This is a genomic window from Microbacterium sp. NPDC078428 (genome assembly GCF_044542535.1).
Taxonomy (GTDB): Bacteria; Actinomycetota; Actinomycetes; order Actinomycetales; family Microbacteriaceae; genus Microbacterium; species Microbacterium limosum.
Genome location: NZ_JBITUP010000004.1, coordinates 196,813 through 216,611, shown reverse-complemented (window position 1 = coordinate 216,611; position 19,799 = coordinate 196,813). Strand labels below are relative to the sequence as shown.

20 protein-coding genes are annotated in these 19,799 nt (G+C 71.4%); 9 read left to right on the top strand and 11 right to left on the bottom strand.

Annotation, left to right across the window (positions count from 1 at the left end):
• Positions 1-29: 29 nt before the first annotated feature.
• Positions 30-1,421, bottom strand: a complete 1,392-nt coding sequence (locus ACIGCK_RS09465) for a DUF2252 domain-containing protein (RefSeq protein ID WP_396665611.1) — start codon at positions 1,419-1,421, stop codon at positions 30-32.
• An 83-nt stretch (positions 1,422-1,504) separates the two neighbouring features.
• Between ACIGCK_RS09465 and ACIGCK_RS09460 the strand changes: the two genes are divergently transcribed.
• Both ACIGCK_RS09460 and ACIGCK_RS09455 read left to right on the top strand, forming a co-directional pair.
• On the top strand, positions 1,505-1,948 hold the full coding sequence (locus tag ACIGCK_RS09460) for an SRPBCC family protein (protein ID WP_396665609.1): 444 nt from the start codon (positions 1,505-1,507) through the stop codon (positions 1,946-1,948).
• Positions 1,949-2,018: 70 nt separating this feature from the next.
• Entirely contained in the window at positions 2,019-2,684 is a 666-nt protein-coding gene (locus ACIGCK_RS09455) for an SDR family oxidoreductase (RefSeq protein ID WP_396665608.1), read from the top strand.
• 67 nt (positions 2,685-2,751) lie between these two features.
• Here ACIGCK_RS09455 and ACIGCK_RS09450 read toward each other — a convergent pair whose 3' ends face one another.
• From ACIGCK_RS09450 to trmB, 6 genes are all read right to left on the bottom strand, one after another.
• The gene (locus ACIGCK_RS09450; RefSeq protein WP_396665607.1) at positions 2,752-3,921 is read right to left on the bottom strand and encodes an ATP-binding protein; all 1,170 of its coding nucleotides are present in this window, start codon (positions 3,919-3,921) and stop codon (positions 2,752-2,754) included.
• Positions 3,918-4,979 carry a hypothetical protein gene (locus tag ACIGCK_RS09445; RefSeq protein ID WP_396665605.1) on the bottom strand — a complete coding sequence of 354 codons (1,062 nt, stop codon included), beginning with the start codon at positions 4,977-4,979 and terminating at the stop codon, positions 3,918-3,920. Before ACIGCK_RS09445 ends, ACIGCK_RS09450 begins: the two co-directional genes overlap by 4 nt.
• Positions 4,976-6,136 carry an ATP-binding protein gene (locus ACIGCK_RS09440; protein ID WP_396665604.1) on the bottom strand — a complete coding sequence of 387 codons (1,161 nt, stop codon included), beginning with the start codon at positions 6,134-6,136 and terminating at the stop codon, positions 4,976-4,978. The genes ACIGCK_RS09445 and ACIGCK_RS09440 overlap by 4 nt, the downstream gene beginning before the upstream one ends.
• Positions 6,133-6,777 (bottom strand): LuxR C-terminal-related transcriptional regulator, encoded by a 645-nt coding sequence (locus ACIGCK_RS09435; protein WP_396665602.1) that lies wholly within the window; start codon positions 6,775-6,777, stop codon positions 6,133-6,135. The genes ACIGCK_RS09440 and ACIGCK_RS09435 overlap by 4 nt, the downstream gene beginning before the upstream one ends.
• A gap of 188 nt (positions 6,778-6,965) precedes the next feature.
• Positions 6,966-7,877 carry a CPBP family intramembrane glutamic endopeptidase gene (locus tag ACIGCK_RS09430; RefSeq protein WP_396665600.1) on the bottom strand — a complete coding sequence of 304 codons (912 nt, stop codon included), beginning with the start codon at positions 7,875-7,877 and terminating at the stop codon, positions 6,966-6,968.
• Positions 7,877-8,536: a tRNA (guanosine(46)-N7)-methyltransferase TrmB gene (gene trmB / locus ACIGCK_RS09425; RefSeq protein WP_396665776.1), complete on the bottom strand. Its 660-nt coding sequence runs from the start codon at positions 8,534-8,536 to the stop codon at positions 7,877-7,879. The genes ACIGCK_RS09430 and trmB overlap by 1 nt, the downstream gene beginning before the upstream one ends.
• A gap of 247 nt (positions 8,537-8,783) precedes the next feature.
• On the opposite strand from trmB, the gene ACIGCK_RS09420 reads away from it, so the two are divergent.
• Positions 8,784-10,103 (top strand): DUF222 domain-containing protein, encoded by a 1,320-nt coding sequence (locus tag ACIGCK_RS09420; RefSeq protein WP_396665598.1) that lies wholly within the window; start codon positions 8,784-8,786, stop codon positions 10,101-10,103.
• A gap of 175 nt (positions 10,104-10,278) precedes the next feature.
• Here ACIGCK_RS09420 and ACIGCK_RS09415 read toward each other — a convergent pair whose 3' ends face one another.
• Positions 10,279-11,121, bottom strand: a complete 843-nt coding sequence (locus ACIGCK_RS09415) for a DUF3097 family protein (RefSeq protein WP_396665597.1) — start codon at positions 11,119-11,121, stop codon at positions 10,279-10,281.
• A 133-nt stretch (positions 11,122-11,254) separates the two neighbouring features.
• On the opposite strand from ACIGCK_RS09415, the gene ACIGCK_RS09410 reads away from it, so the two are divergent.
• From ACIGCK_RS09410 to ACIGCK_RS09395, 4 genes are all read left to right on the top strand, one after another.
• Positions 11,255-13,324, top strand: coding sequence for a TPM domain-containing protein (locus ACIGCK_RS09410; RefSeq protein WP_396665595.1), 2,070 nt, complete (start codon positions 11,255-11,257; stop codon positions 13,322-13,324).
• 61 nt (positions 13,325-13,385) lie between these two features.
• Complete coding sequence (locus ACIGCK_RS09405; RefSeq protein ID WP_330169875.1) at positions 13,386-14,123, top strand: PspA/IM30 family protein; 738 nt, start codon at positions 13,386-13,388, stop codon at positions 14,121-14,123.
• Between the two features lie 53 nt (positions 14,124-14,176).
• Positions 14,177-14,980 carry an arginase family protein gene (locus ACIGCK_RS09400; RefSeq protein ID WP_396665593.1) on the top strand — a complete coding sequence of 268 codons (804 nt, stop codon included), beginning with the start codon at positions 14,177-14,179 and terminating at the stop codon, positions 14,978-14,980.
• Positions 14,980-15,456, top strand: coding sequence for a Fe-S oxidoreductase (locus ACIGCK_RS09395; protein ID WP_396665591.1), 477 nt, complete (start codon positions 14,980-14,982; stop codon positions 15,454-15,456). The genes ACIGCK_RS09400 and ACIGCK_RS09395 overlap by 1 nt, the downstream gene beginning before the upstream one ends.
• On the opposite strand, the gene ACIGCK_RS09390 is transcribed toward ACIGCK_RS09395, so the two are convergent.
• From ACIGCK_RS09390 to ACIGCK_RS09380, 3 genes are all read right to left on the bottom strand, one after another.
• Positions 15,443-15,934, bottom strand: coding sequence for an SIP domain-containing protein (locus tag ACIGCK_RS09390; RefSeq protein WP_330169878.1), 492 nt, complete (start codon positions 15,932-15,934; stop codon positions 15,443-15,445). The genes ACIGCK_RS09395 and ACIGCK_RS09390 overlap by 14 nt on opposite strands.
• 66 nt (positions 15,935-16,000) lie before the next feature.
• Positions 16,001-16,711: a tyrosine-protein phosphatase gene (locus tag ACIGCK_RS09385; protein ID WP_330172028.1), complete on the bottom strand. Its 711-nt coding sequence runs from the start codon at positions 16,709-16,711 to the stop codon at positions 16,001-16,003.
• Positions 16,712-16,713: 2 nt separating this feature from the next.
• Entirely contained in the window at positions 16,714-17,184 is a 471-nt protein-coding gene (locus tag ACIGCK_RS09380; protein ID WP_330169879.1) for a carboxymuconolactone decarboxylase family protein, read from the bottom strand.
• Between the two features lie 32 nt (positions 17,185-17,216).
• On the opposite strand from ACIGCK_RS09380, the gene ACIGCK_RS09375 reads away from it, so the two are divergent.
• On the top strand, positions 17,217-18,149 hold the full coding sequence (locus ACIGCK_RS09375; RefSeq protein WP_396665588.1) for an alpha/beta fold hydrolase: 933 nt from the start codon (positions 17,217-17,219) through the stop codon (positions 18,147-18,149).
• Positions 18,150-18,296: 147 nt separating this feature from the next.
• Complete coding sequence (locus tag ACIGCK_RS09370; protein WP_396665586.1) at positions 18,297-19,796, top strand: ABC transporter substrate-binding protein; 1,500 nt, start codon at positions 18,297-18,299, stop codon at positions 19,794-19,796.
• Positions 19,797-19,799: the final 3 nt, after the last annotated feature.

Genomic DNA, 19,799 nt, shown 5'->3' with positions numbered 1-19,799 from the left:
TCCCCAGCCGAGAAGCACCCGGATCCGGCTCAGACGCCGGTCTCGGCCGGGAACCGTCCGGAAGCGACGGCTTTGCGAAGCCCCTCGAAGTCGGCCTCGGCGACATCGGCGTAGGCGGCCGACCACGCGGCGGTCGCCTCGGCGAATTCCGCGGAGCGGCCGAGGTATCCCACGACCGCGGCCGAGGCGGGTGACTGCCCGTGCGCCCGAGCCAGCAGTGCGGCGCACAGCGCACCGTATGAGCGGAACTGTTCGGCGTCGAGCGTGTCCGGCTCGATCGACCCCTTCATATCTCGGAACTGCCGCCAGTAGTAGTCCACCCGGTGTCGGTCCGCGGTGTCACCGGCCCAGCCGCGCATCCATCCCACGAAGAGGTCGGAGTTGGCCTGCAGGATCCGCTGGGCGGCGACGACGCGGTGGCCCTCGATGAATTCTGTCGTGCCGGGGCGACCCGGTATGAGCGACCGCCGTCCCCCGTACGTCGACAGGACCGACGGCGGGGCCTCCTTGGCTTGAAGGAAGAGGATGTCGCCGGTGGGACCCTCGACGGCGATCAGGTAGCAGCGGGTGCCGACGCTCCCGACACCGACGACCCGCAGGGCGAAGTCGACCACGCGATACTGCTCCAGCAGGAACGCGATGTCCTCGCGCAGGGTCGCGCGGTACTGGGTGAAGAGGTCGGTGACCTCGCCCAGGGTCGCGTGATCGACGTGGCGCAGGACGGGAGGTTGGTCGACGATGCGGATGCCGCCGTCGACCGAGACCGTCGTCAGACGCTGCAGGAGCCGCTCGGACGTGCGTGCGCGGGCCTTCTTCGCCGCTTTCTTCACCGTCCGCTCGCCTTTCTTCCCGAGGTGACGCGCGACCGCCGACATGTCGACCCGCGTGTAGTAGCGCTCTCGTGTGGAGAGACGGCAATACGTCCGCAACGTCTCGCGGTACGCGTCGGCCGCGATGAAGGCGGCGTCGCGGCACGCGTCCTCGCTCAAACCGATGTCGCGCCCGCTGATGTGCACACTCGCGGTGAGCCGGCGCACGTCCCACTCCCACGGCGCCACGCCGCCCTCGTCGAAGTCGTTCAGGTCGAACACGAGCGCGCGTTCGGGCGAGGCGAAGAAGCCGAAGTTCCGGATATGGGCATCGCCGCAGGAGACGACCTCGAGGTCGGTGGTGGGTGCGCCACGCAGGTCGGCAGCCATCACGGCTGCCGTGCCCCGGTAGAACGCGAACGGCGATTGCAGCATCCGTCCCACCCGCACCGGTACGAGATCCTTCAGTCGCGACGCGTGCTGTTCCTCGAGGATGCCGAGGGGATCCCGGTCGTCGGGGAGGACCAGCTCGGCCAACCCTGACCGCGGCAGACGCTTGCGCACCCGTCGACCGGCCATGTTCGCGGCTGACCGCCGCTCACCGTCGCCCATGTGCGCAGGCTACCGCGTCCGGGCGAGCGATCGTGGGCCCCCGGCTACCGCGCAGGTGTGCGGGCAGCGCGCAGAATGAGAGCATGCCGTCAACGTTCGTGGTCGTGACCGACGCCGATGTGAGCGCCCGGAAGCTGTTCGAGATCTCTCTCGACATCGACGCGCATGTGTCATCCATGCAGCAGTCAGGCGAGCGTGCGATCGCCGGCACGACCTCCGGCGCGATCGGTCTGGGCGAGACCGTCACCTGGCGCGCACGCCACTTCGGCATCTGGTTCACGATGACCTCGAAGATCACAGAACTCGAGAGGCCGACGCGATTCGTCGACCAGCAGCTGAGCGGACCCTTCAAGACCTTCGCGCACGAGCATCGTTTCGAGTCGGTGGGCGACGGATGCCGGATGACCGACACCATCACCGTCGGTTCGCCCGTCTTCGGGCGGCTTGCCGAACGCTTAGTCCTCGTCCCCTACTTGCGACACCTCATCACCACGCGCAACCGTCACCTGCTCGCAGAACTCACCTGAAGCCGCCCGCTGTCCGACTGCCGGTCGATCCGTTCGACGGAGATGACCCGCTTCGCCCTAGCCTCGAACCATGCCCCTTGCCCTTGTGACCGGAGCCGCTCGAGCCAACAGCATCGCTGCGAGCATCGTTCCGCGGCTCGTCTCGGACGGCTGGGATGACGTCACGAGCGACATCGACACCGGCGATTATCCGTGCGATCTGTCTGACGCCTCGGCGCCGACGGCACTCATCGAGCGGATCACGCGCGAACGGGGACCACTGTCCGCGCTCGTGCTGAGCCGCGCTCACGACATCGAATCCGGCATCCTCGACACCACGGCCGAGAGCTTCGACAAACACGTTGCCGTCAACGCGCGGGCGACGCTCCTCCTCATCGCCGCGTTCGCTCGACACATCGACGCGGACGGCGGAGCGATCGTCGCGTTCACGAGCGATCACACGACCGGCAACCTTCCCTATGGGGCGTCCAAGGGCGCGCTCGACCGGATCGTCATATCCGCGGCCCGCGAGCTCGGGCCGAGGCAGATATCGGCCAACGTCGTCAACCCCGGACCGGTGGACACAGGATGGATGGACGACGACACCCGGGCGGCGCTGCTGGCGTACCAGCCCCTCGGCAGAGCGGGAACACCGAAGGACATTGCGGGAATCGCATCCTTCCTCCTTTCGACGGAAGGACGATGGATCAGCGGTCAGCTGCTCCACACCGACGGCGGCTTCTCCGCACGATTCTGAGCAGCATCCGCCCTCTGACCGGCACAAGATCCTCGCTCGGCCCGCGAATGCGGTTGCAGACCCGCGCCTAACCCGGGAGCACGACGCTGACGCGCGCACCGCCGAGGGGCGAATCGTCGATCGAGATCGTGCCTCCGTGCGCCTGCACGATGCGACGGCACGTCGAGAGACCGATGCCCAGGCCGGGAACGTGGTCGTCGGTCCCTCGGGCCATGAGCGCGAAGACGCGCTCACGATCCGATGCGGGCACCCCGGGGCCGTTGTCGTCCACGCTCATCCGCACGGCGCCGTCCACCGGTGTCGCGGTGAGCGTGACCCGCGGGGCATCCCCGTTTACCGATGCGAACTTCACCGCGTTCGCGACGAGATTCTGCACGAGCGCGCGCAGCTGCGTCTCGTCGCCGCGCACGGGCAGGTCGGCATCGACGGTCACATCGGCGCCGCTCGCGCGGATCTCGGGGCCCAGATCCTCCAGCACCGCGGCGGTCACCGCGTCGAGGCGCACCTCCTCGCAGAGGGAGACGGCTCCCCCGACCCGCGCGTACTCCAGCAGATCGTCCACCATCGTCGTCATCCGGTCGGCCGCCGCCTCCGCGCGCGCCAGGGCCTCGGCCGCGTGCGGCGCGTGCGCCATCTCGGGGCTGCCGGAGGCCAGCTCGAGGAAGCCCGCGAGCGCGGTCAGCGGGTTGCGCAGGTCGTGGCTGACCTGGGCCGCGAATGCCGCCAGCTGTTCGTTGGACCTCGCGAGCTCGGCGGAGACGCGCCTCAGCTCGAGGAGCTCGACGACCTGATCCGCCAGGAGCGCCAGGTCGGCGGACTGCTGGGGGGAAAGCTCGCCCGGCTCCTCGTCGAAAACGCACAGCGTTCCGATCGTGATGCCCTGCGGCGTGGTGAGGGGGCTCGCCGCATAGAACCGGATGTGCGCGATCTCGCCCGTGACGAAGGGGTTCGCCGCGAACCTCTCGTCGAGCCGAGCGTCGCGCACACTCACCTGCGTGCGGCGGGAGAGCACTGCCGCGCACATCGAGTCCTCGCGCTCGCACAGGGCGGGCTCGAAGCCGACCGCCGCGATCTGATGCTGCCAGCGGTCGTCGATGACGTTGATGACCGCGGTCGACACGCCGCAGATCGAGGCCGCGAGACGGACCAGCCGCTCCAGATCGGGAGAGGGTGCGTCGTCGATGAGCCGGTACGCCGCGATGGCGTCGCGACGTGCGGCGTCGTGGATGGTGCTCATGTGCTCCCCTTCTGCTCGATGGGTCCGCTTTGAAGGGATGGGTCCAGCCTATCCGGCGCCGTCGGCGCGGCGATGTCGACCCGCACGGGGCCCGTCGCGGTCTCCCCCCGGATCGTCGCGAGCATTCCTCGGCCCGACGGCAGCACCCGCACGACGACGTCGCCGTCGCGCTGCGCGCGCAGCGCCCGCGACACGGTCGCGTCGAGCAGGGCGCGCGCCGCGGCATCCATGCCCGATTCGCCCCGGTCATCGAGCAGGGTGACGTCGACGCCGCGGGATCGCGCATCTCGGGCGGCTGTGAGGATCGGCTCGGTGGCGAGCCCATCCGCCCTCAGCCAGTCGCGCAGCGTCGCCTCGAGAAGACGGAACTCCTCCCTGTCGGCATCCGTGAGCGCGGCGTCCGACGCCAGCAGGCGCAGGGCCGGGTCGGTGAAGGTGCGAAGGCGCTCGACACGCGCACGCTGCTCGGCCATGGCGGCACGCGCCGCCTCCTGCTCCCGCGAGCGCATCAGCTCCGCCTCCTGCAGACGGCGGATCTGGGATGCCGCGCCCCGCAGATATAGCGCGAAGAACGTTCCGACCAGCAGCATCGCGCCGTGCCGGATGACGAACATGATGCCATCGAGCGCCGACAGCCCCGCCGCCAACTCCCACCACACCGCGACGCCGACCATGACGGTGAACCCGGTCCACGCCAGGATGATGCGGCCGCGCAGGGCGACCATCAGCAGCACCAGCCCCGACGCCCCCCAGAACCAGGCCGACCAGCCGGGCGTGGAACCGGGCGGGATGTTCCAGGTCGTCAGCGCCGCCGTCGTCGTCAGAGCGAGCACGAGGAGGGTGAGCCGGAGGGGGTACGGGTCGGGCGCAGGCAGGAGGAGGATGAGCCCCGCGATGGTCACGCAGGCCAGGGCCAGCACGGCGATCGCGGGCGACCCGACCTCGTCGAGGGTCGCGAAGGTGTTGAAGGCGTTCGTCGCCGTGAAGACGGCGAACACGACGTACGCCGGCCACTCGGTGAGCCGGAGCATCGCGGAGACGTCGACGCGATCGCTCACGTGGCCTCCCCCACGGGCCAGCGCAGTTCGACCCGCGCCCCGCGCCCGGGAGCCGCCGTGATGTGGGCGGCGCCGCCCGCGGCCCGCATCCGATCGATGATGCTCACCCTCACGCCGAGCCGGTCGGGCGCCAGGCGGCGCAGCGAGAACCCCACCCCGTCGTCCTCCACGACGATCGAGAGGTCGCCGTGACGCATCCTCACCGTGACGCGACGGTCGACGCCGACACCCTCGGGGTCCGCGTGCTTCTCGCTGTTGCGCAGCGCCTCGGCCGCCGCCTCCACGAGTGCCGCCGCCGCCTCAGCCGGGACCGATACGCCGGGGGCGACGGAGACGTCCCACTCCACGGGCATTCCGCCGGCCGCCGACCGGATGCGCGCGGCGACCTCGTCGGCGCCGATCCGGTCCCTCTCGTCGGCGGGAGCGAGGGCGAGCAGGGCGGTCCTCGCTCCCTCCCGCACCCCGTCTCGATCCGAGTTCGCCCGCGCTGCCGCGAGGAGCACCGAGAGCACCCGGTCGTGGATCAGCGCGTTGAGACGCATCCTCTGCTGTCGCGCGCTGGATTCCCGGGCCTCGCGGGATGCCTCGGCGCGAGCGCTCGCCGCCACCGTGTCGAGGCGGCGACCGGCCGTGCGCGATACCTGGATGATGGCGACGACGATCACGCTGAAGCTCAGCGCGTAGACGAGATCGTGCGCGGCATTCAGCCACCCCAACTCCGGCGAGGAGACGTACGTGACGAATCCGGTCGCCACGGCGACCGCCACGAGGTAGACCCACGCAGCCGTGCGGTGCCACGCGATCGCCGCGGCGCTCGCCGCGATCGTGACGACGTCGAAGGTCCACGGGGGCGCGAGCCCCGGGACGCTCCGCGCCGTCATGAGCGGGAACCACAGGGCCAGGGTCAGCGCGAAGGCGATGCAGTGCGCCGTCGCGATGCCGGAGAGGAGCCGAAGCGGGGCGAACGGACCGAGCACGGCGAGCGATGTGGACAGCAGCGAGCAGATCACGTACGCGCCCACACCGAACCCCGGCACGAAGGCGCCGAACTGACCGACGGCCGACGGGATGCCGAGCAGCGTGTACGCGAGGGCGGCAACGCCCAGGGATGTGTACAGCGCGCGCTGGATCCGCGCCGCAGCGCTCGGTGTGCTCACTCCCACGGGCTCAGAAGCCGGTCCTCGGCGGCGCGACGGTAGAGGTCCACCTTCGTGGGGGCGGGCCGGCCGACGGCGGCGTACTTGTGGCGGATGCGCGTGATGTAGTTGGCGACGGTCGGGGTGGAGATTCCCATCTCGGCCGCCACCGCCTGCGCCTTCTCCCCCGCGGCGTAGAGGGCGAGCACTTCGCGCTCCCTGGGGCTCAGTCCGGCGTCGGCGAGCTGCGGGTCGGCGTCGAGCGCGGCGGCCCAGTCGACCGAGGCGACCGGCTTTCCCGCGATGGCGTCGGAGACGGCGGCCCGGATCTCGCCCTCCGGCCGCGACTTGCGCACGATCCCCAGCACGTCGCTGCGCGCCGCCTCCCGCACGAGATCCGCGCTCTCTCCCGAGGTGAGGACGAGGACCGGGATGCCGGCCGCCCGCAGCGCGGACACGTTGTCGCTCACGCTGGAGCCGTCCGCCAGACGCAGGTCGAGGATGGCGAGGGCGAACTCGCCGCCCCGATCGAGCAGGTCGCGGACGGTGGCGGCGACCTCGACGTGGAACCCGCCTCCACCGAGCACTTCGATGACCCCGAGCGCGACGAGGCGGTGGTCCTCGATGAGGCCGACCCGCGGCATCCCGCCGACACTCGCCATGGGGGTGATCCTCTCACTCTCACGTGTGGTTAGAAATACATCTATCGCGCCCCGCAGCACATTGCTTGACTGATTGAGCACATCACGTGCGATCTCACGATGGTCAATTGTTCGGCCATCTCCGTGGGGGTGGCGTTCTGGGGGGTCCGCCACCCCCACGACCATGTTCTGGCCGGGTCGGGGCGCGTTCAGACCAGGAAGAGCCCGTCGAGCAGTCCGGGGTTGTGCGCGTGCACGAGCACCGCGAAGACGACCGCGTCGAAGAGAAGATGCACGGTCACGACGTAGCTGAGCGAGTGCGTCCTGAGGAAGATGAAGCCCTGCAGGAGCGCGAAGGGGATCGTCAGGAGCGGGCCCCAGGCCTGGTAGCCGAGCTCCCACAGGAACGAGACGAAGACGATTGACTGCAGGATGTTCGCCTGCACATCCGGGAAGTGCCGCCGCAGCAGCGCGAACACGGTGCAGATGAAGAAGAGCTCGTCCCAGATGCCCACGGCACCGACCCCGACGAAGAGCCGGGCGATGAGGTCCGGAGTGTCGACGACGGGCCAGTTCGTGTACACGCCGGACGTGATGAAGTAGAACGGCAGGATCAGCCAGCCGAGCACGAGCACGAGCCCAAGCCACGTCCACTGGAAGGCACTCCAGCGCCGCCCGCCCCCGCGCCACGGGAACGAGATGGCCCGGTCGCGGTAGACGTATCGCGAGATCAGGTACGGAACCGCGACGGCGCCGCCGAGAGCGACGGTGAACCGCAGCATCGAGAGGTTGTCGAGTTCGGCCTTGAGGTCGATCACGCTCACGATGAGCATGCCGATCGCGATGAGCGAGAGGTCGCGGACGAGGCTCGGGCGCCGGCCGTTGGTGGCGAGCCCGGTGCCTTCGTCGTGTTCGCCGGCCTGAGCGTTCGCGCTGCTCCCGCCGTTCTCGCGCGAGCGCAGCAGCCAGGCCACCAGCATCCCGGCCGCCAGCAGCACCCACCCGAGCCACGCCAGCCGCACCACGAAGAACGCCGGCGCGGCGGCGCAGACGAGCAGCGCCGGGATCAGGCCGAGGGATGCCACGGGTCGCGCCACGGTGAAGGTGGCCGTCTCCGCCATCAGCGCACCCGCCGATACGTGAGGTCGCGGATCTCTCGGCCGCGTTCGATGCCCTTGCGTTCGAAGGCCGTCATGACGCGTCCCTCGTAGCGCGGAGCCCAGTCGCCGTCGAAGGCCCGCTCGAGCCCCTCGGCGCGATCGAGCACCTCCCGCATCTGCCGTGCATAGTGCTCCCAATCGGTTGCGAGGCGCAGGAAGCCGCCCTCGGCCAGCGCACGACGCGCGATCGGCGGGAAGTCGTCGTCGACCAGCCGTCGCTTGTTGTGCTTGGACTTGTGCCACGGGTCGGGGAAGAACACCCAGATCTCCTGCGCCGACGCCTCGGGCAGGTACGAGGCGAGCACCTCGGGCGCGTTGGCCTCGATCAGGCGCAGATTGCCCGCTCCGGCGCGCGCGGCATCCAGCATCGTGCGGGCGAGCCCGGCGCGGAAGACCTCGACGGCGAGGAAGTCCTCGTGCGGGCGCTGCGCGGCGGCGTGCACGATCGCGTGCCCCTGGCCCGATCCGATCTCGACGACGAGCGGGGCCGCCCGACCGTACTCTTCCGCGGGGTGCAGGCGCGCCCCGGGGTGCACCGAGGTCGCCGCCTCGGAGCGCTCGACCTCGAGGAGATACCGCGGCGCGAACTCCTCCCAGGCGCGCTCCTGGCCGTCGGACATGCGACCGCTGCGCCGCACGAACGAGACGGGCCGCGTACGGAAGCGGGAATCGGGTGGGAGGTCCGTCACCACACCAGCGTACGGGGGCGCGGTCGGGTGAGCCGCCCGGGGGTGTTGCGCGGGTGGCGACGGGCGGAGGGTGACGGGCGGGCGAGGCGCGGGGCCGCAACTCGTCGGGGCGGCCGGCGGGAGCACGCCCCGGGTGGATGCCGGGGCGATGTCGGAGGCTGGTTCTATAGTTTCGAACATGCATTCGAACCCGGTGTCGGCGCCCACCCCGTGGGGCGACGACGTGGATCTCGCGGCGCGGGAGCTCGCCGAACGGTACGTCGCGGCGCGGCGGGCGGAAGCGGTGGCTCAGGCCGCGGTGGCACGGGTGCTGGCGGAGGCGGCCGAGCTGGCGGCGTCGCGGGTGGCGGCGCTGCCCCGGGCGTCGGCGAAGGACGCCGAACTTCCCGTGCGGGCGGTGGCGGCGGAGCTGGCGGTCGCGGCGCGGGAGCCCGACGGGGCGGTACAACGCCAGATGGGCGAAGCGGCCGTGGTGGTGCGGGAGTTCCCGGCGGCGATGACCGCGTGGGGTGAGGGACGGATCGGGGCCCGGCACGTAAGGGTGATCGCCGGACTCGGAACACCACTGGCAGACCCGGTCGCGCGGGCGGCGTTCGAGGCGGAAGCCGTCCGACAGGCCGAATCGACCACTCCCCGGCGGTTACGGGCGGCCCTGGCGCCGGTGGCGGAAGAGTTGCAGCCCGGGTCGCTGACCGAGCGGCACCGGGCCGCCCGGGAACGGCGGGGCGTGTGGACGACCATGCTGGAGGACGGCATGGGATCGCTCACGATCGTGCAGCCGGCGGTGCTCGTGGACGGGATCCACGACCGGCTCACCCAACAAGCCCGAGCGGTGAAGAACCTCGACCCCACCGACCCCCGCACGTTGGATCAGATCCGGGCGGACCTCGCCGCCGACATGCTCCTCACCTCCACCCCCGACGTGGAGACCGGGGAAGGACTGGCCGACGGGTACGGCGGGTTGGGGGCGATCACCGCGATCGTCAACGTCACCGTCCCCGCCCTCACCCTCGCCGGGGTCACCACCGAACCCGGGGACCTGGTCGGGAAAACACCCATCGACGCCGACACCGCCCGCGAACTGGCCGCCCGGGCACCCGGATGGGACCGCATCCTCACCGACCCCATCACCGGATGCGTCCTCGCCGTCGACCGGTACACGCCCTCGGCGGAGATGAAACGGTACCTCCGCGCCCGCGACCGGCACTGCCGATTCCCCGGCTGCCGCCAGCCCGCCCACCGATGCGACCTCGACCATTCGATCGACTACGCCCACGGCGGGAAAACCAGCACCGGGAATCTTGCCCACTTGTGTCGAAGACACCACACGTTGAAGGGCGAAACGGCATGGAAAGTCACCCAACACGGCGGGGGCGTGCTCGAATGGACCTCACCCGGCGGACTCACCTACACCGACCAACCACCCACACCACCACGCGTACGATTCACGCCCGACGATCATCATGCGAACGCGCACGGCGAACCACCACCGTTCTGACGACGGACACCGTGCCTGACGACGGACACCGTGCCTGACGACGGACACCGTGCCTGACGACCGACGCCGAGCGTGACCACGATCGCCGAGCGTGACGACGAACGCCGTGCGTTCGCGAGAAAGGGCGCGGGTCCCGCGAGAGGCATGCGCGTTCTCGCGACGAGCGTGCAGGTCCTCAGGCGGTCACGAAGTCGATGAGCTCCTCGACGCGTCCGAGCAGGGCGGGCTCGAGATCGCGGAAGCTCGACACGCGGGAGAGTATGTGCTGCCAGGCACGCGCCTTGTCGGCCTGCGTCTGCGCGGGCCATCCGAGGGCGCGGCATACGCCGGTCTTCCAGTCCTGGCCGCGAGGCACCTCGGGCCAGGCCGGGATCCCCAGCGCCGCGGGGCGCACGCACTGCCATACGTCGACGAACGGATGCCCGACGATCAGCGTGTGGGGGCCGTGCCGTCCGGCCGCAACCGACCGCGCGACGCGCTCCTCCTTCGAACCGGGCACAAGGTGATCGACGAGCACGCCGTACCGGCGCTCGGCGGTCGGCGGCTCGGCGTCGAGAAGTTCGCCCAGCAGGTCCACCCCCTCGAGGTACTCGACGACGACGCCCTCGACACGGAGGTCGTCGCCCCACACCTTCTCCACGAGCTCGGCGTCATGCCTGCCCTCCACGAGGATGCGGCTCGGGCGTGCAACCCGGGCACGGGCATCCGCGACGGCGTACGAACCCGAGGCGGTGCGCCGCGGCGCGGAAGCGGCCGCCGTGCCCGCCTTCACGGGCGGGTCGAGCTGAACGAGCGCGCCCTCGAGGAGAAACCCCGGGCCGAGCGGGAAGAGGCGCCGCCGACCGAGCCGGTCCTCGAGTTCCACGTGGCCGCCGCGCACGTCGGTCACGGCACCGCACCAGCCGTCGCCGGCGACCTCGAGCACCATGTCGCGCTCGACGGGCACCCGCGGCACCTTCTTCGCGTTGCGCTCCCGCCAGCCGGCCGCCAGCACATCCGTCCCGTATCGATCGTCCACGACACCTCCTGCGGCGGCTCAGCCTACGGACCGCGACCCCGCACGGCGGCTCGGCACGCGCGCGCCCGCCGTTTCGCTTCCGGCGCACCGGCCCGTCCTATCGGGCATGCCCCGCCCTGCATAGACTGGGGGCGTGGGGAGAACACGGTACCTCGCAGGTGTGAATGCGACGCGAAAGACCGGATCCCGCCGAGGGCGATGGGTCGCATCCGCCGTGCTCGCCATCCTGCTCTCCGTCATCGCCGCACCCGCCCTGGCCACTCCCCCCGTGACCCTGGGTGCCGGATACGTGCTCGACGAGGCGGGCGTGCTCAGCGCAGACGACGCGAACGCCGCGCAGGAACGCCTCGAGGCATTCCGCAGCGACACAGACCTCGACCTCTGGGTCGTCTTCGTCGACGAGTTCACCGAGCCCTCCTCCGCCGAGGAATGGGCCAACGAGGTCGCGACGCAGAACGGGCTAGGCCCCACCCAGTACCTCCTGGCCGTCGCGGTGGACACCCGCCAGTACTACATCTCGGCCGATTCCGCCGGGCCCGTATCGTTCGACGAGCTCGGCACGATCGAGCAGACGCTCGTGCAGCCGCGCCTCGCGGCATCCGACTGGGTCGGCGCCGTCGACGCGGCAGCCAACGGACTCGGCGACGCCGTCGGGGTCTCCTCGGGCACCGGGGATGCCGCGTCCGGCGGTTTCCCCGCGTGGACCGCGCTGCTCCTCCTCGCCGCCGTCGCGGCCGCCGTCGTCGTCTGGCTCGTCATCCGATCGCGGAAGAAGCAGCAGCACGGCGCCGTGACAGCGGGCCCGACCGGTTCGCAGCCCGCGATCTCCGACGAGGAGCTGGCGCAGAACGCCGCGCGCGCCCTGGTGGAGACCGACGACGCCATCCGCACCAGCGAAGAGGAGCTCGGGTTCGCCCGGGCGCAGTTCGGCGAGGAGGCGACGGCGGAGTTCGTCGCGACCCTCGCGGCGGCCAAGGCGTCGCTCACCGAGGCCTTCGCCCTGCAGCAGAAGCTGGATGACGGCATCCCCGACGCCGCCGGAGCGCACCGCGCGTGGAACGAGCGTATCCTCGAGCTGTGCCGCACGGCCAGCGACGCCCTCGACGAGAAGGCGGCCGACTTCGACGCGCTGCGGGAGCTCGAGCAGAACGCCCCCGCCGCCCTCGCGCGTGTCGAGGAGCAACGACGCCAGGCCGTCGACGCCATCGACGGGGCCGACGCCTCGCTGGCCGATCTGGCCGCCCGCTACGCACCGGACGAATTCGCCGCCGTTCAGGGGAACCCCGCACAGGCACGCACCCTGCTCGCCTTCGCCGCCGAGGAGCTGAGCGAGGCGCAGCAGCGGATCGCGGCAGGCGACGGCGGTGGCGCCGCCGTCGACATCCGGGCCGCCGAGGAAGCCGTCGCGCAGGCCGCACGACTCGAGGCCGCCGTCGACGCGGCGGCCGCCGAGCTCGGAAAAGCCGAGCGCGCCGCAGCCGACCTGCTCGCCGACCTCGAGGCGGACATGGCGGCGGCCGCCGCGCTGCCCGACGCCGACGGCGGACTCGCCGCGACCGTCGCCTCCACGCGGGAGCGGGTCGACACCGCCCGCGCGCAGCTGACCGACGCCCCGACGCGCCCGCTCGCCGCCCTCGCCGCGCTCACGGCCGCCAACACCGAGATCGACGCGCGCCTCGCCGCCGTTCGCGACGCGCAGGAGCAGACTCGCCGAGCGTCCCAGGCGCTGGGCCAGACGCTGGCGCACGCGCGCGGGCAGATCGCCGCCGCCGAGGACTACGTCACTACCAGACGCGGCGCGATCGGTGCCCCCGCGCGTACCCGCCTCGCCGAGGCCGGCGCCGCCGTCGCACGCGCGGAGAGCCTGCAGAGCACCGACCCCGCCCGCGCCCTCGAGGAGGCGCAGCGGGCCTCCCAGCTCGCGTCGCTCGCCATCCGCGACGCGCAGAACGATGTCGGATCCTTCGAACGCGACGGGGCTTCCGGCGGCAGCAGCTCCATGGGCGCCGTCCTCGGCGGCATCGTCCTCGGCTCCCTGCTCGGCGGCAACCGCTCCTCGGCGGGCGGCTTCGGGGGCATGCTGGGCGGCATGGGCGGCGCAGGCTTCGGCGGCGGCTCCCGCGGTGGCCGCGGCGGCGGCTTCCGCGCCGGCAGCTTCGGCGGCGGCGGCACCCGCGGCCGCCGCGGCGGGGGCCGCTTCTAGAACCCGAGGGCGCCGCACCCGCGGCATCCCACCACCCGTCCACCCAGGAAAGGAAACCGATATGGCAAAGCAGTCCATCTTCGGCCGCATCTCGACGCTCGTGAAGGCGAACATCAACGCGCTGATCGATCAGGCCGAGGATCCGCAGAAGATGCTCGATCAGCTGGTGCGCGACTACACCAACAACATCGCCGACGCGGAGGCCGCGATCGCCGAGACGATCGGCAATCTTCGCCTGCTGGAGCGCGACCACCAGGAGGACGTGCAGGCCGCGACCGAGTGGGGCAACAAGGCCCTCGCCGCGAGCCGCAAGGCGGACGAGCTGCGCACGTCGGGACACACCGCGGATGCCGACAAGTTCGACAACCTCGCCAAGATCGCCCTGCAGCGCCAGATCAGCGAGGAGAACGAGGCCCGCGCCGCCGAGCCGCAGATCGCCGCGCAGTCCGAGGTCGTCGCCAAGCTGAAGGACGGCCTCAATGGAATGAAGCAGAAGCTCGAGGAGCTCAAGTCCAAGCGCAGCGAACTGCTCGCGCGCGCCAAGGTCGCCGAGGCGCAGACCAAGGTGCACGACGCGGTCAAGTCGATCGACGTGCTCGACCCCACGAGCGAACTCGGCCGCTTCGAGGACAAGGTCCGCCGCCAGGAGGCCCTCGCACAGGGCAAGGCCGAGCTCGCCGCCTCGAGCATCGACGCCCAGTTCGAGAGCCTCGAAGACATCGGCACCCTCACCGAGGTCGAGGCGCGCCTCGCCGCACTGAAGTCCGGCGGCTCCTCGCCGCAGGCGATCGACTCCTGACATCCCGGGGCGCTCGCCGGATACTTCGGCGAGCGCCCCCGACGGAGGTTCGCATGACCGATTTCGTGGTGGTCCCGCAGTGGCAGGGGTCCGCGTCCTCACGCGCGATGCGTCTCATCGACGGCGCCCTCGCCATCGCGGGTGACCTGCCGCGGGGCGCGACGACGATCGTCGCCGCCCCCGAGGAGGCGGGCGATGCCCTGGGCACCGGCATCCGGCGCCTGAGCGCGCTCCGGGCCGCGGCCCGCGCCCACGCCGAAGCGGCGCGCCCCGCGACGGGCCGGGTCGTCACGATCGGAGGAGACGCGGGGGTCGGGACGGTCGCCGCCCTGCACGGCGCCGGCGAGGGCTCGGCGGTGCTCTGGCTGTCCGCGCAGCCAAGCCTGCACGACGTCGCATCGAGCCCCACGGGCGCCTACGCGTCGATGGCCGCGCGCGCCCTCGTCGATCCGGCGATTCCGCCGCTGGATGCGTCGGCCGTGCTGCCGGCGACGCACGTCGTGATCGCGGGCGCACGCGACGCCACCCCCGCCGAGATCGCGTCCGCCGACACGCTCGGCGTCACGCTGCTTCCGACCGTGGAGATCGAGCCGATCATCACGGCGCTCTCCGCGGCCCGCCCCTCGTCTCTGCACATCCACGTGGGCGTGGACGTGCTCGATCCGGCGGCGATCGCGGGCGTCACCGACCCCGTGCCGTTCGGACCGGACACGGCGGCCCTGATCGGCGCGATCCGCGCCGCGCGCGACGCCGCCCCCACGGGGTCGGCGTCGCTGACGGGATTCTCCCCCGCCACACCCGACGCGGCGGCGGATGACATGGGCACACTGCTGCGCATCATCGGGGCCCTGGCCTGATGCCCGCCGAGCCCCCGCCCGGATGGCGCGAGCGCGCCGACGCGGCGGTGCGCCGCGGACGGGCCATCGACCGCTTCATCCCCGCCTTCCTGCTGGATTCCCCTCTCAGCGCGATCGGATACGCGTGGGGAACACTCGTCGGGCTGGTCTGGGGATCGCTGTGGAGCACGGGCCGGGTCGAGCGGCGCGACGGCCTCTGGGTGTTCCGCGGCATGCCCGAGTGGACGTTCGCCCGCGGGGGCGTCTGCGTCGGCCGCTGCTTCCTCACCGGCTCGCGGCGCATCCCCGCCTCGCTCGTGCGACACGAGTCCGTGCACCGCCGTCAGTGGCGACGGTACGGAGCGCTCATGCCGCTGCTGTATCTGGCCGCCGGACGCGACCCGCTGCGCAACCGCTTCGAGATCGAGGCGGGCCTGGAGGATGGCGGCTACGTGCCGCGGCGACGGCGGGCTTCCCGGTCCGTCAGCGAGCGGTGAGGATGCCGAACCGCTCGGGCGTGTGAATCGACCACGGCGAGACGCCCAGGCGCTCGACCAGGTGGTCGACGATGTCGGCGGTGCCGAGGTAACCACCCAGGAGGTGGATGCGGGTGTGGTCCTCGTCGGCGCAGAACATCTCGTCGGCCCATGCGGTCACCGCGCGGGTGACGGCGGCACCGGGCGCGCACGGGCGGCCGGAGCCGGGCTGCCCGGAGCGGCGGGACCGGTCGAGCCACGTGACGACCATGCGCGAGGGGGCCTGGACGTGCGCGAACCACGTGTCGTCGGGCACCTCGATGAAGACGCGGCCCGTCGAGCAGATCGGCAGCGTCGCGAGGAGGGCCTCGAGTTCTGCGAGCGACGTTTCGTCGGCCGTGATCAGGTGCTGCACACGGGTGTGCCGCGATGCGCGGCACGCGGCGGCGCTGTGATCTGCGGAGACCGGCGCGGAAGCGGATGACGTGTGAGTGGCCATGACGTTTCCCACTATACCCGTAGGCAAGGCACACCTAACTTCGTTGGCCGTGAAAATGCCCTGCGCTCAGCGATTCCCCACCAGCACGCGTCGCAGTTCGACGATCTCGTCGTCGCTCATGCCGTGGGCCCTCAGATAATCCGTCGGCGATCCGAACACCGTCTCCACCCGGTCGATCAGCGCCCGCATGACGGGTGCGGGCGACTTCGTGGCGAGCTCTTCGATGCGCGTCGCGCCGGGGTACACCTCCCGGATGCGCGTGATCACGGCATCGTTGCGCGAGGCGGGCAGCAGTGTCTCGGTGCGGGCGTAGTCCGCCACGACGGCATCGGGGTCGACGCCGGCGGCCAGCAGGGAGAGCGCCACCGTGACGCCGGTGCGGTCCTTCCCCACCGTGCAGTGCACGAGCACGGGCTGGTCGCCGATGACGGCGCGCACCACGTCCACGACGCGATCGGCGGAGTCGTCGATGATCGCACCGTACAGTTCGCCGAGGCTCATGTCCCGCTCGAAGAACGACGCGACGGAGCCCAGGAAGAGCGGGACCCGGATCGTCTCCAGTCCGTCGACGCCGCGCGACGGCGACCGGACGACCTCGTCCTCGTCGCGCAGATCGACGATGCGTCGAAGGCGGAGGCCCCGCATCGCGACGAGGCCCTCGGCATCCACGTTCGCGAGGTTGCCCGAGCGGAAGAGCACGCCGTGCCGTGTCGTGCCGCCCAGCGCCGGCAGTCCACCGGTGTCGCGGAAGTTGTACGCACCCGAGACGAGCGACATGGTCACGGGGTTCCCCTGCGCGGGGCCACGGCGTAGCGACCGGCGATGGCGACGCGGTTGAAAGCGTTGATCGACACGCACAGCCACGACAGCGCCGTGTACTCCTTCTCCGAGAGCACCCCGCCGACACGGCCGTACACGTCGTCGGAGATGCCGTCGCGGTGGATGAAGGTGAACGACTCGGCGAGCTCGAGCGCCGCGCGCTCGCGGTCGCTGAACACCCCCGACTCGCGCCAGACCGGCAGCTGCGCCGCATCGTCGGGGGTCGCCCCCGCCGCCAGCAACCGGTCGAGATGCACGCGCACGCAGAACGCGCAGCCGTTCAGCTGCGACACGTGCAGCAGGACGAGCTCCTTGAGCCGATCGTCCACGCCGTTCTCGCGCGCGATGCGCCCCACCGTCTTCGAGAACTCCTCGAGCGCGCGGTAGGCGTCGGGTTCCGAACGGGACAGATGCACGCGGGTTTCGCTCACCCGATCACTCTAACGGCGGCAGAATGGGCGCCATGGGTGCCGACGACGAGTTCTCCTTCCTCCCCGCCCAGGCGGCGGATGCCGGCCTCTCGGTCCCCACCCTCCCCCACGTCGAGAGGGTCGGTCTCAGCCTCGAGGACGGGCGCACGCTGAGTGCGCTCCGGTGGGGCCACGGACGCCCGCGGATCACCCTGCTGCACGGCGCGGGACTGAACGCCCACACGTGGGACACGACGCTGCTCGCCCGTGCCGCGGCGACGGGGTCGCCCGACGCGCTCGCGATCGACCTGCCCGGCCACGGCGACTCCTCGTGGCGCGGCGACGCCGACTATCGCGCGGAGACGCTCGCGCCCGACATCGCCGCCGGGATGACGGCGTGGACGGACACCGCCCAGGTCGTCGTGGGGCATTCCCTCGGCGGGTTGACCGCCGCCCGCGTCGCGGCCCTCGCGCCCGGACTCGTGAGGGCGCTCGTCATCGTCGACATCACGCCGGGCATCGACACGTCCGCGGGCCCCGCGCGGCTGCGGGAGTTCTACGCCGGGCCGACGGACTTCCCCGACCGCGAGACCCTCGTGGACAGGGCGCAGGAGTTCGGACTCGGCGGATCGCGCCGGCAGACCGAGCGGGGCGTCTTCTTCAACTCCCGGGTGCGGGCCGACGGACGCGTGGAGTGGAAGCACCATTTCGCCCACCTCGCCACGGTCCTCGCCGGCGACACGGGCGGGGGCCCCGACCGCTCCGTCGTGTCCGCGGCGGGATGGGAGGACCTCGCCGCCGTCTCCTGTCCGATCACGCTCATCCGGGCGGCATCCGGCTTCGTCTCCGAGAAGGACGCCGCGGAGTTCACCCGGCGCCTCCCCCGCTCCCGCGTGATCACCGTGGCGGGCCCGCACAACCTGCAGGAGGCCGCACCCGCAGAGCTCGCCGGCATCCTCGGGGACATCGAGGATGAGGCGGGCTGACCCTCCTCGTCGGCCGGGATCGCCCGTGTCGCGCCCGCAGCGGGTGCGCGCAATAGGCTGGAAGGTGCGCCACGGCGACCGCCTCGGTAGAGCGGTCGCGGCGGAATCCGCCTCGGATGCCCCGGCGCGCCCGAAAGGACCCCCTCTATGCATCGCCGTCTCACCCTCGCCTCCGCGGGCGTCGTCGCGGCCCTCCTGCTCACCGCGTGCACGGGTGGGGCGAGGGACGCCGAGCCCGAACCCGCCGGTTCGCCCGACCCCGACGCCTCGGTGTCGGTACGGCTCGTCCTCGAACCCGGCAACCTCAACGTCCGGGAGACCTCCGGCGCCGCCCTGGACCAGATCCTGATCGACAACATCTACCAGGGCCTCGTGACGCGCACGCCAGAGCAGGAGATCGAACCCGCACTGGCCGACGACTACACCGTGTCGACAGACGGCCTGACCTACTCGTTCACGGTGCGCGAGGGCGTGACGTTCCACAACGGCCAGGAGCTCACGCCGCAGGACGTGGTGTGGTCGCTGCAGACCGCGAAGGACACTCCCGCGTACGTCGACTCCGAGCGGCTCGCGAAGGTCTCGAGCATCACGGCCGAGGGCCAGGTCGTGACGCTCACTCTCACCGAGCCGGACTCGCAGCTGCTGTGGACGCTGACGGGGCGCGCGGGGCTGATCTTCAAGGAGGGCGACGACACCGACCTGGCCACGGCGGCCAATGGCACGGGCCCCTTCACGCTCGCCTCCTGGCGACAGGGCGACAGCATCGTCTTCGCACGCAACGACGCCTACTGGGGCGAGCCGGCGACGTCGGCCGAGATCGTCTTCTCCTACATCCCCGACACGAGCGCCGCCGTCAACGCCGCGCTCGCGGGCGAGGTGGACGTCCTGACCGGCTTCGACGCGACGCTCGCCGAGCGGGTGGAGGCGAACGGAGACTTCGAGGTCGTGACCGGCCCGTCCACCGACAAGGGGACGCTGGCGATGAACAGCCTCACGGCACCGCTCGACGACATCCGCGTTCGCGAGGCGATCCGCCGCGCGATCGACCACGATGCGATCATCGAGGCGCTGGGGGCCGGCGAGACGCTCTACGGCCCGATCCCGCCCCTGGATCCCGGGTACGAGGACCTCTCGGATGTCGTCCCCTACGACCCGGAGGCGGCCCGCGAACTCCTCGCCGAGGCCGACGCGGAAGACCTCGATCTGACCCTGACGATCCCGTCCTTCTACCCGACCACGATCCCCCAGGTGCTCGTCTCGCAGCTGGCGGAGGTGGGCATCACCCTCGAGGTCGACTCCGTCGAGTTCCCGGTGTGGCTGCAGGACGTCTACACCAACCGCGACTACGAGCTGAGCTTCGTGCTGCACACCGAGTCGCGGGACTTCGAGAACTGGGCGAACCCCGACTACTACTTCACGTACGACGAGCCCCGTGTGCAGGAGCTGTACGCCCAGTCGCTCGTCGCCACCGACGAGGACGAGGTCTCGGAGCTGCTCAGCGAGGCCGCGCGCATCGTCTCGGAGGACATGGCGGCCGACTGGCTCTACAACGGGGCATCGGTGCTCGCCGTCGCGAACAACGTGTCGGGGATGCCGACGACGAACGTGAACTCCCGCCTCGACGCGGCGGAGCTCGGCAAGAGCTGACGG

Bases quoted from the DNA above. Each gene is read 5' to 3' on its own strand.
- trmB (WP_396665776.1), bottom strand. From the start codon at position 8,536: ATGTCCGACGGCCAGGAGCGCGCCTGGGAGGAGTTCGCGCCGCGGTAT.
- ACIGCK_RS09450 (WP_396665607.1), bottom strand. From the start codon at position 3,921: ATGAGCACCATCCACGACGCCGCACGTCGCGACGCCATCGCGGCGTAC.
- ACIGCK_RS09460 (WP_396665609.1), top strand. From the start codon at position 1,505: ATGCCGTCAACGTTCGTGGTCGTGACCGACGCCGATGTGAGCGCCCGG.
- ACIGCK_RS09420 (WP_396665598.1), top strand. From the start codon at position 8,784: ATGCATTCGAACCCGGTGTCGGCGCCCACCCCGTGGGGCGACGACGTG.
- ACIGCK_RS09375 (WP_396665588.1), top strand. From the start codon at position 17,217: ATGGGTGCCGACGACGAGTTCTCCTTCCTCCCCGCCCAGGCGGCGGAT.
- ACIGCK_RS09390 (WP_330169878.1), bottom strand. From the start codon at position 15,934: ATGGCCACTCACACGTCATCCGCTTCCGCGCCGGTCTCCGCAGATCAC.
- ACIGCK_RS09385 (WP_330172028.1), bottom strand. From the start codon at position 16,711: ATGTCGCTCGTCTCGGGTGCGTACAACTTCCGCGACACCGGTGGACTG.
- ACIGCK_RS09400 (WP_396665593.1), top strand. From the start codon at position 14,177: ATGACCGATTTCGTGGTGGTCCCGCAGTGGCAGGGGTCCGCGTCCTCA.
- ACIGCK_RS09435 (WP_396665602.1), bottom strand. From the start codon at position 6,777: ATGGCGAGTGTCGGCGGGATGCCGCGGGTCGGCCTCATCGAGGACCAC.
- ACIGCK_RS09455 (WP_396665608.1), top strand. From the start codon at position 2,019: ATGCCCCTTGCCCTTGTGACCGGAGCCGCTCGAGCCAACAGCATCGCT.
- ACIGCK_RS09370 (WP_396665586.1), top strand. From the start codon at position 18,297: ATGCATCGCCGTCTCACCCTCGCCTCCGCGGGCGTCGTCGCGGCCCTC.
- ACIGCK_RS09395 (WP_396665591.1), top strand. From the start codon at position 14,980: ATGCCCGCCGAGCCCCCGCCCGGATGGCGCGAGCGCGCCGACGCGGCG.
- ACIGCK_RS09430 (WP_396665600.1), bottom strand. From the start codon at position 7,877: ATGGCGGAGACGGCCACCTTCACCGTGGCGCGACCCGTGGCATCCCTC.
- ACIGCK_RS09405 (WP_330169875.1), top strand. From the start codon at position 13,386: ATGGCAAAGCAGTCCATCTTCGGCCGCATCTCGACGCTCGTGAAGGCG.
- ACIGCK_RS09465 (WP_396665611.1), bottom strand. From the start codon at position 1,421: ATGGGCGACGGTGAGCGGCGGTCAGCCGCGAACATGGCCGGTCGACGG.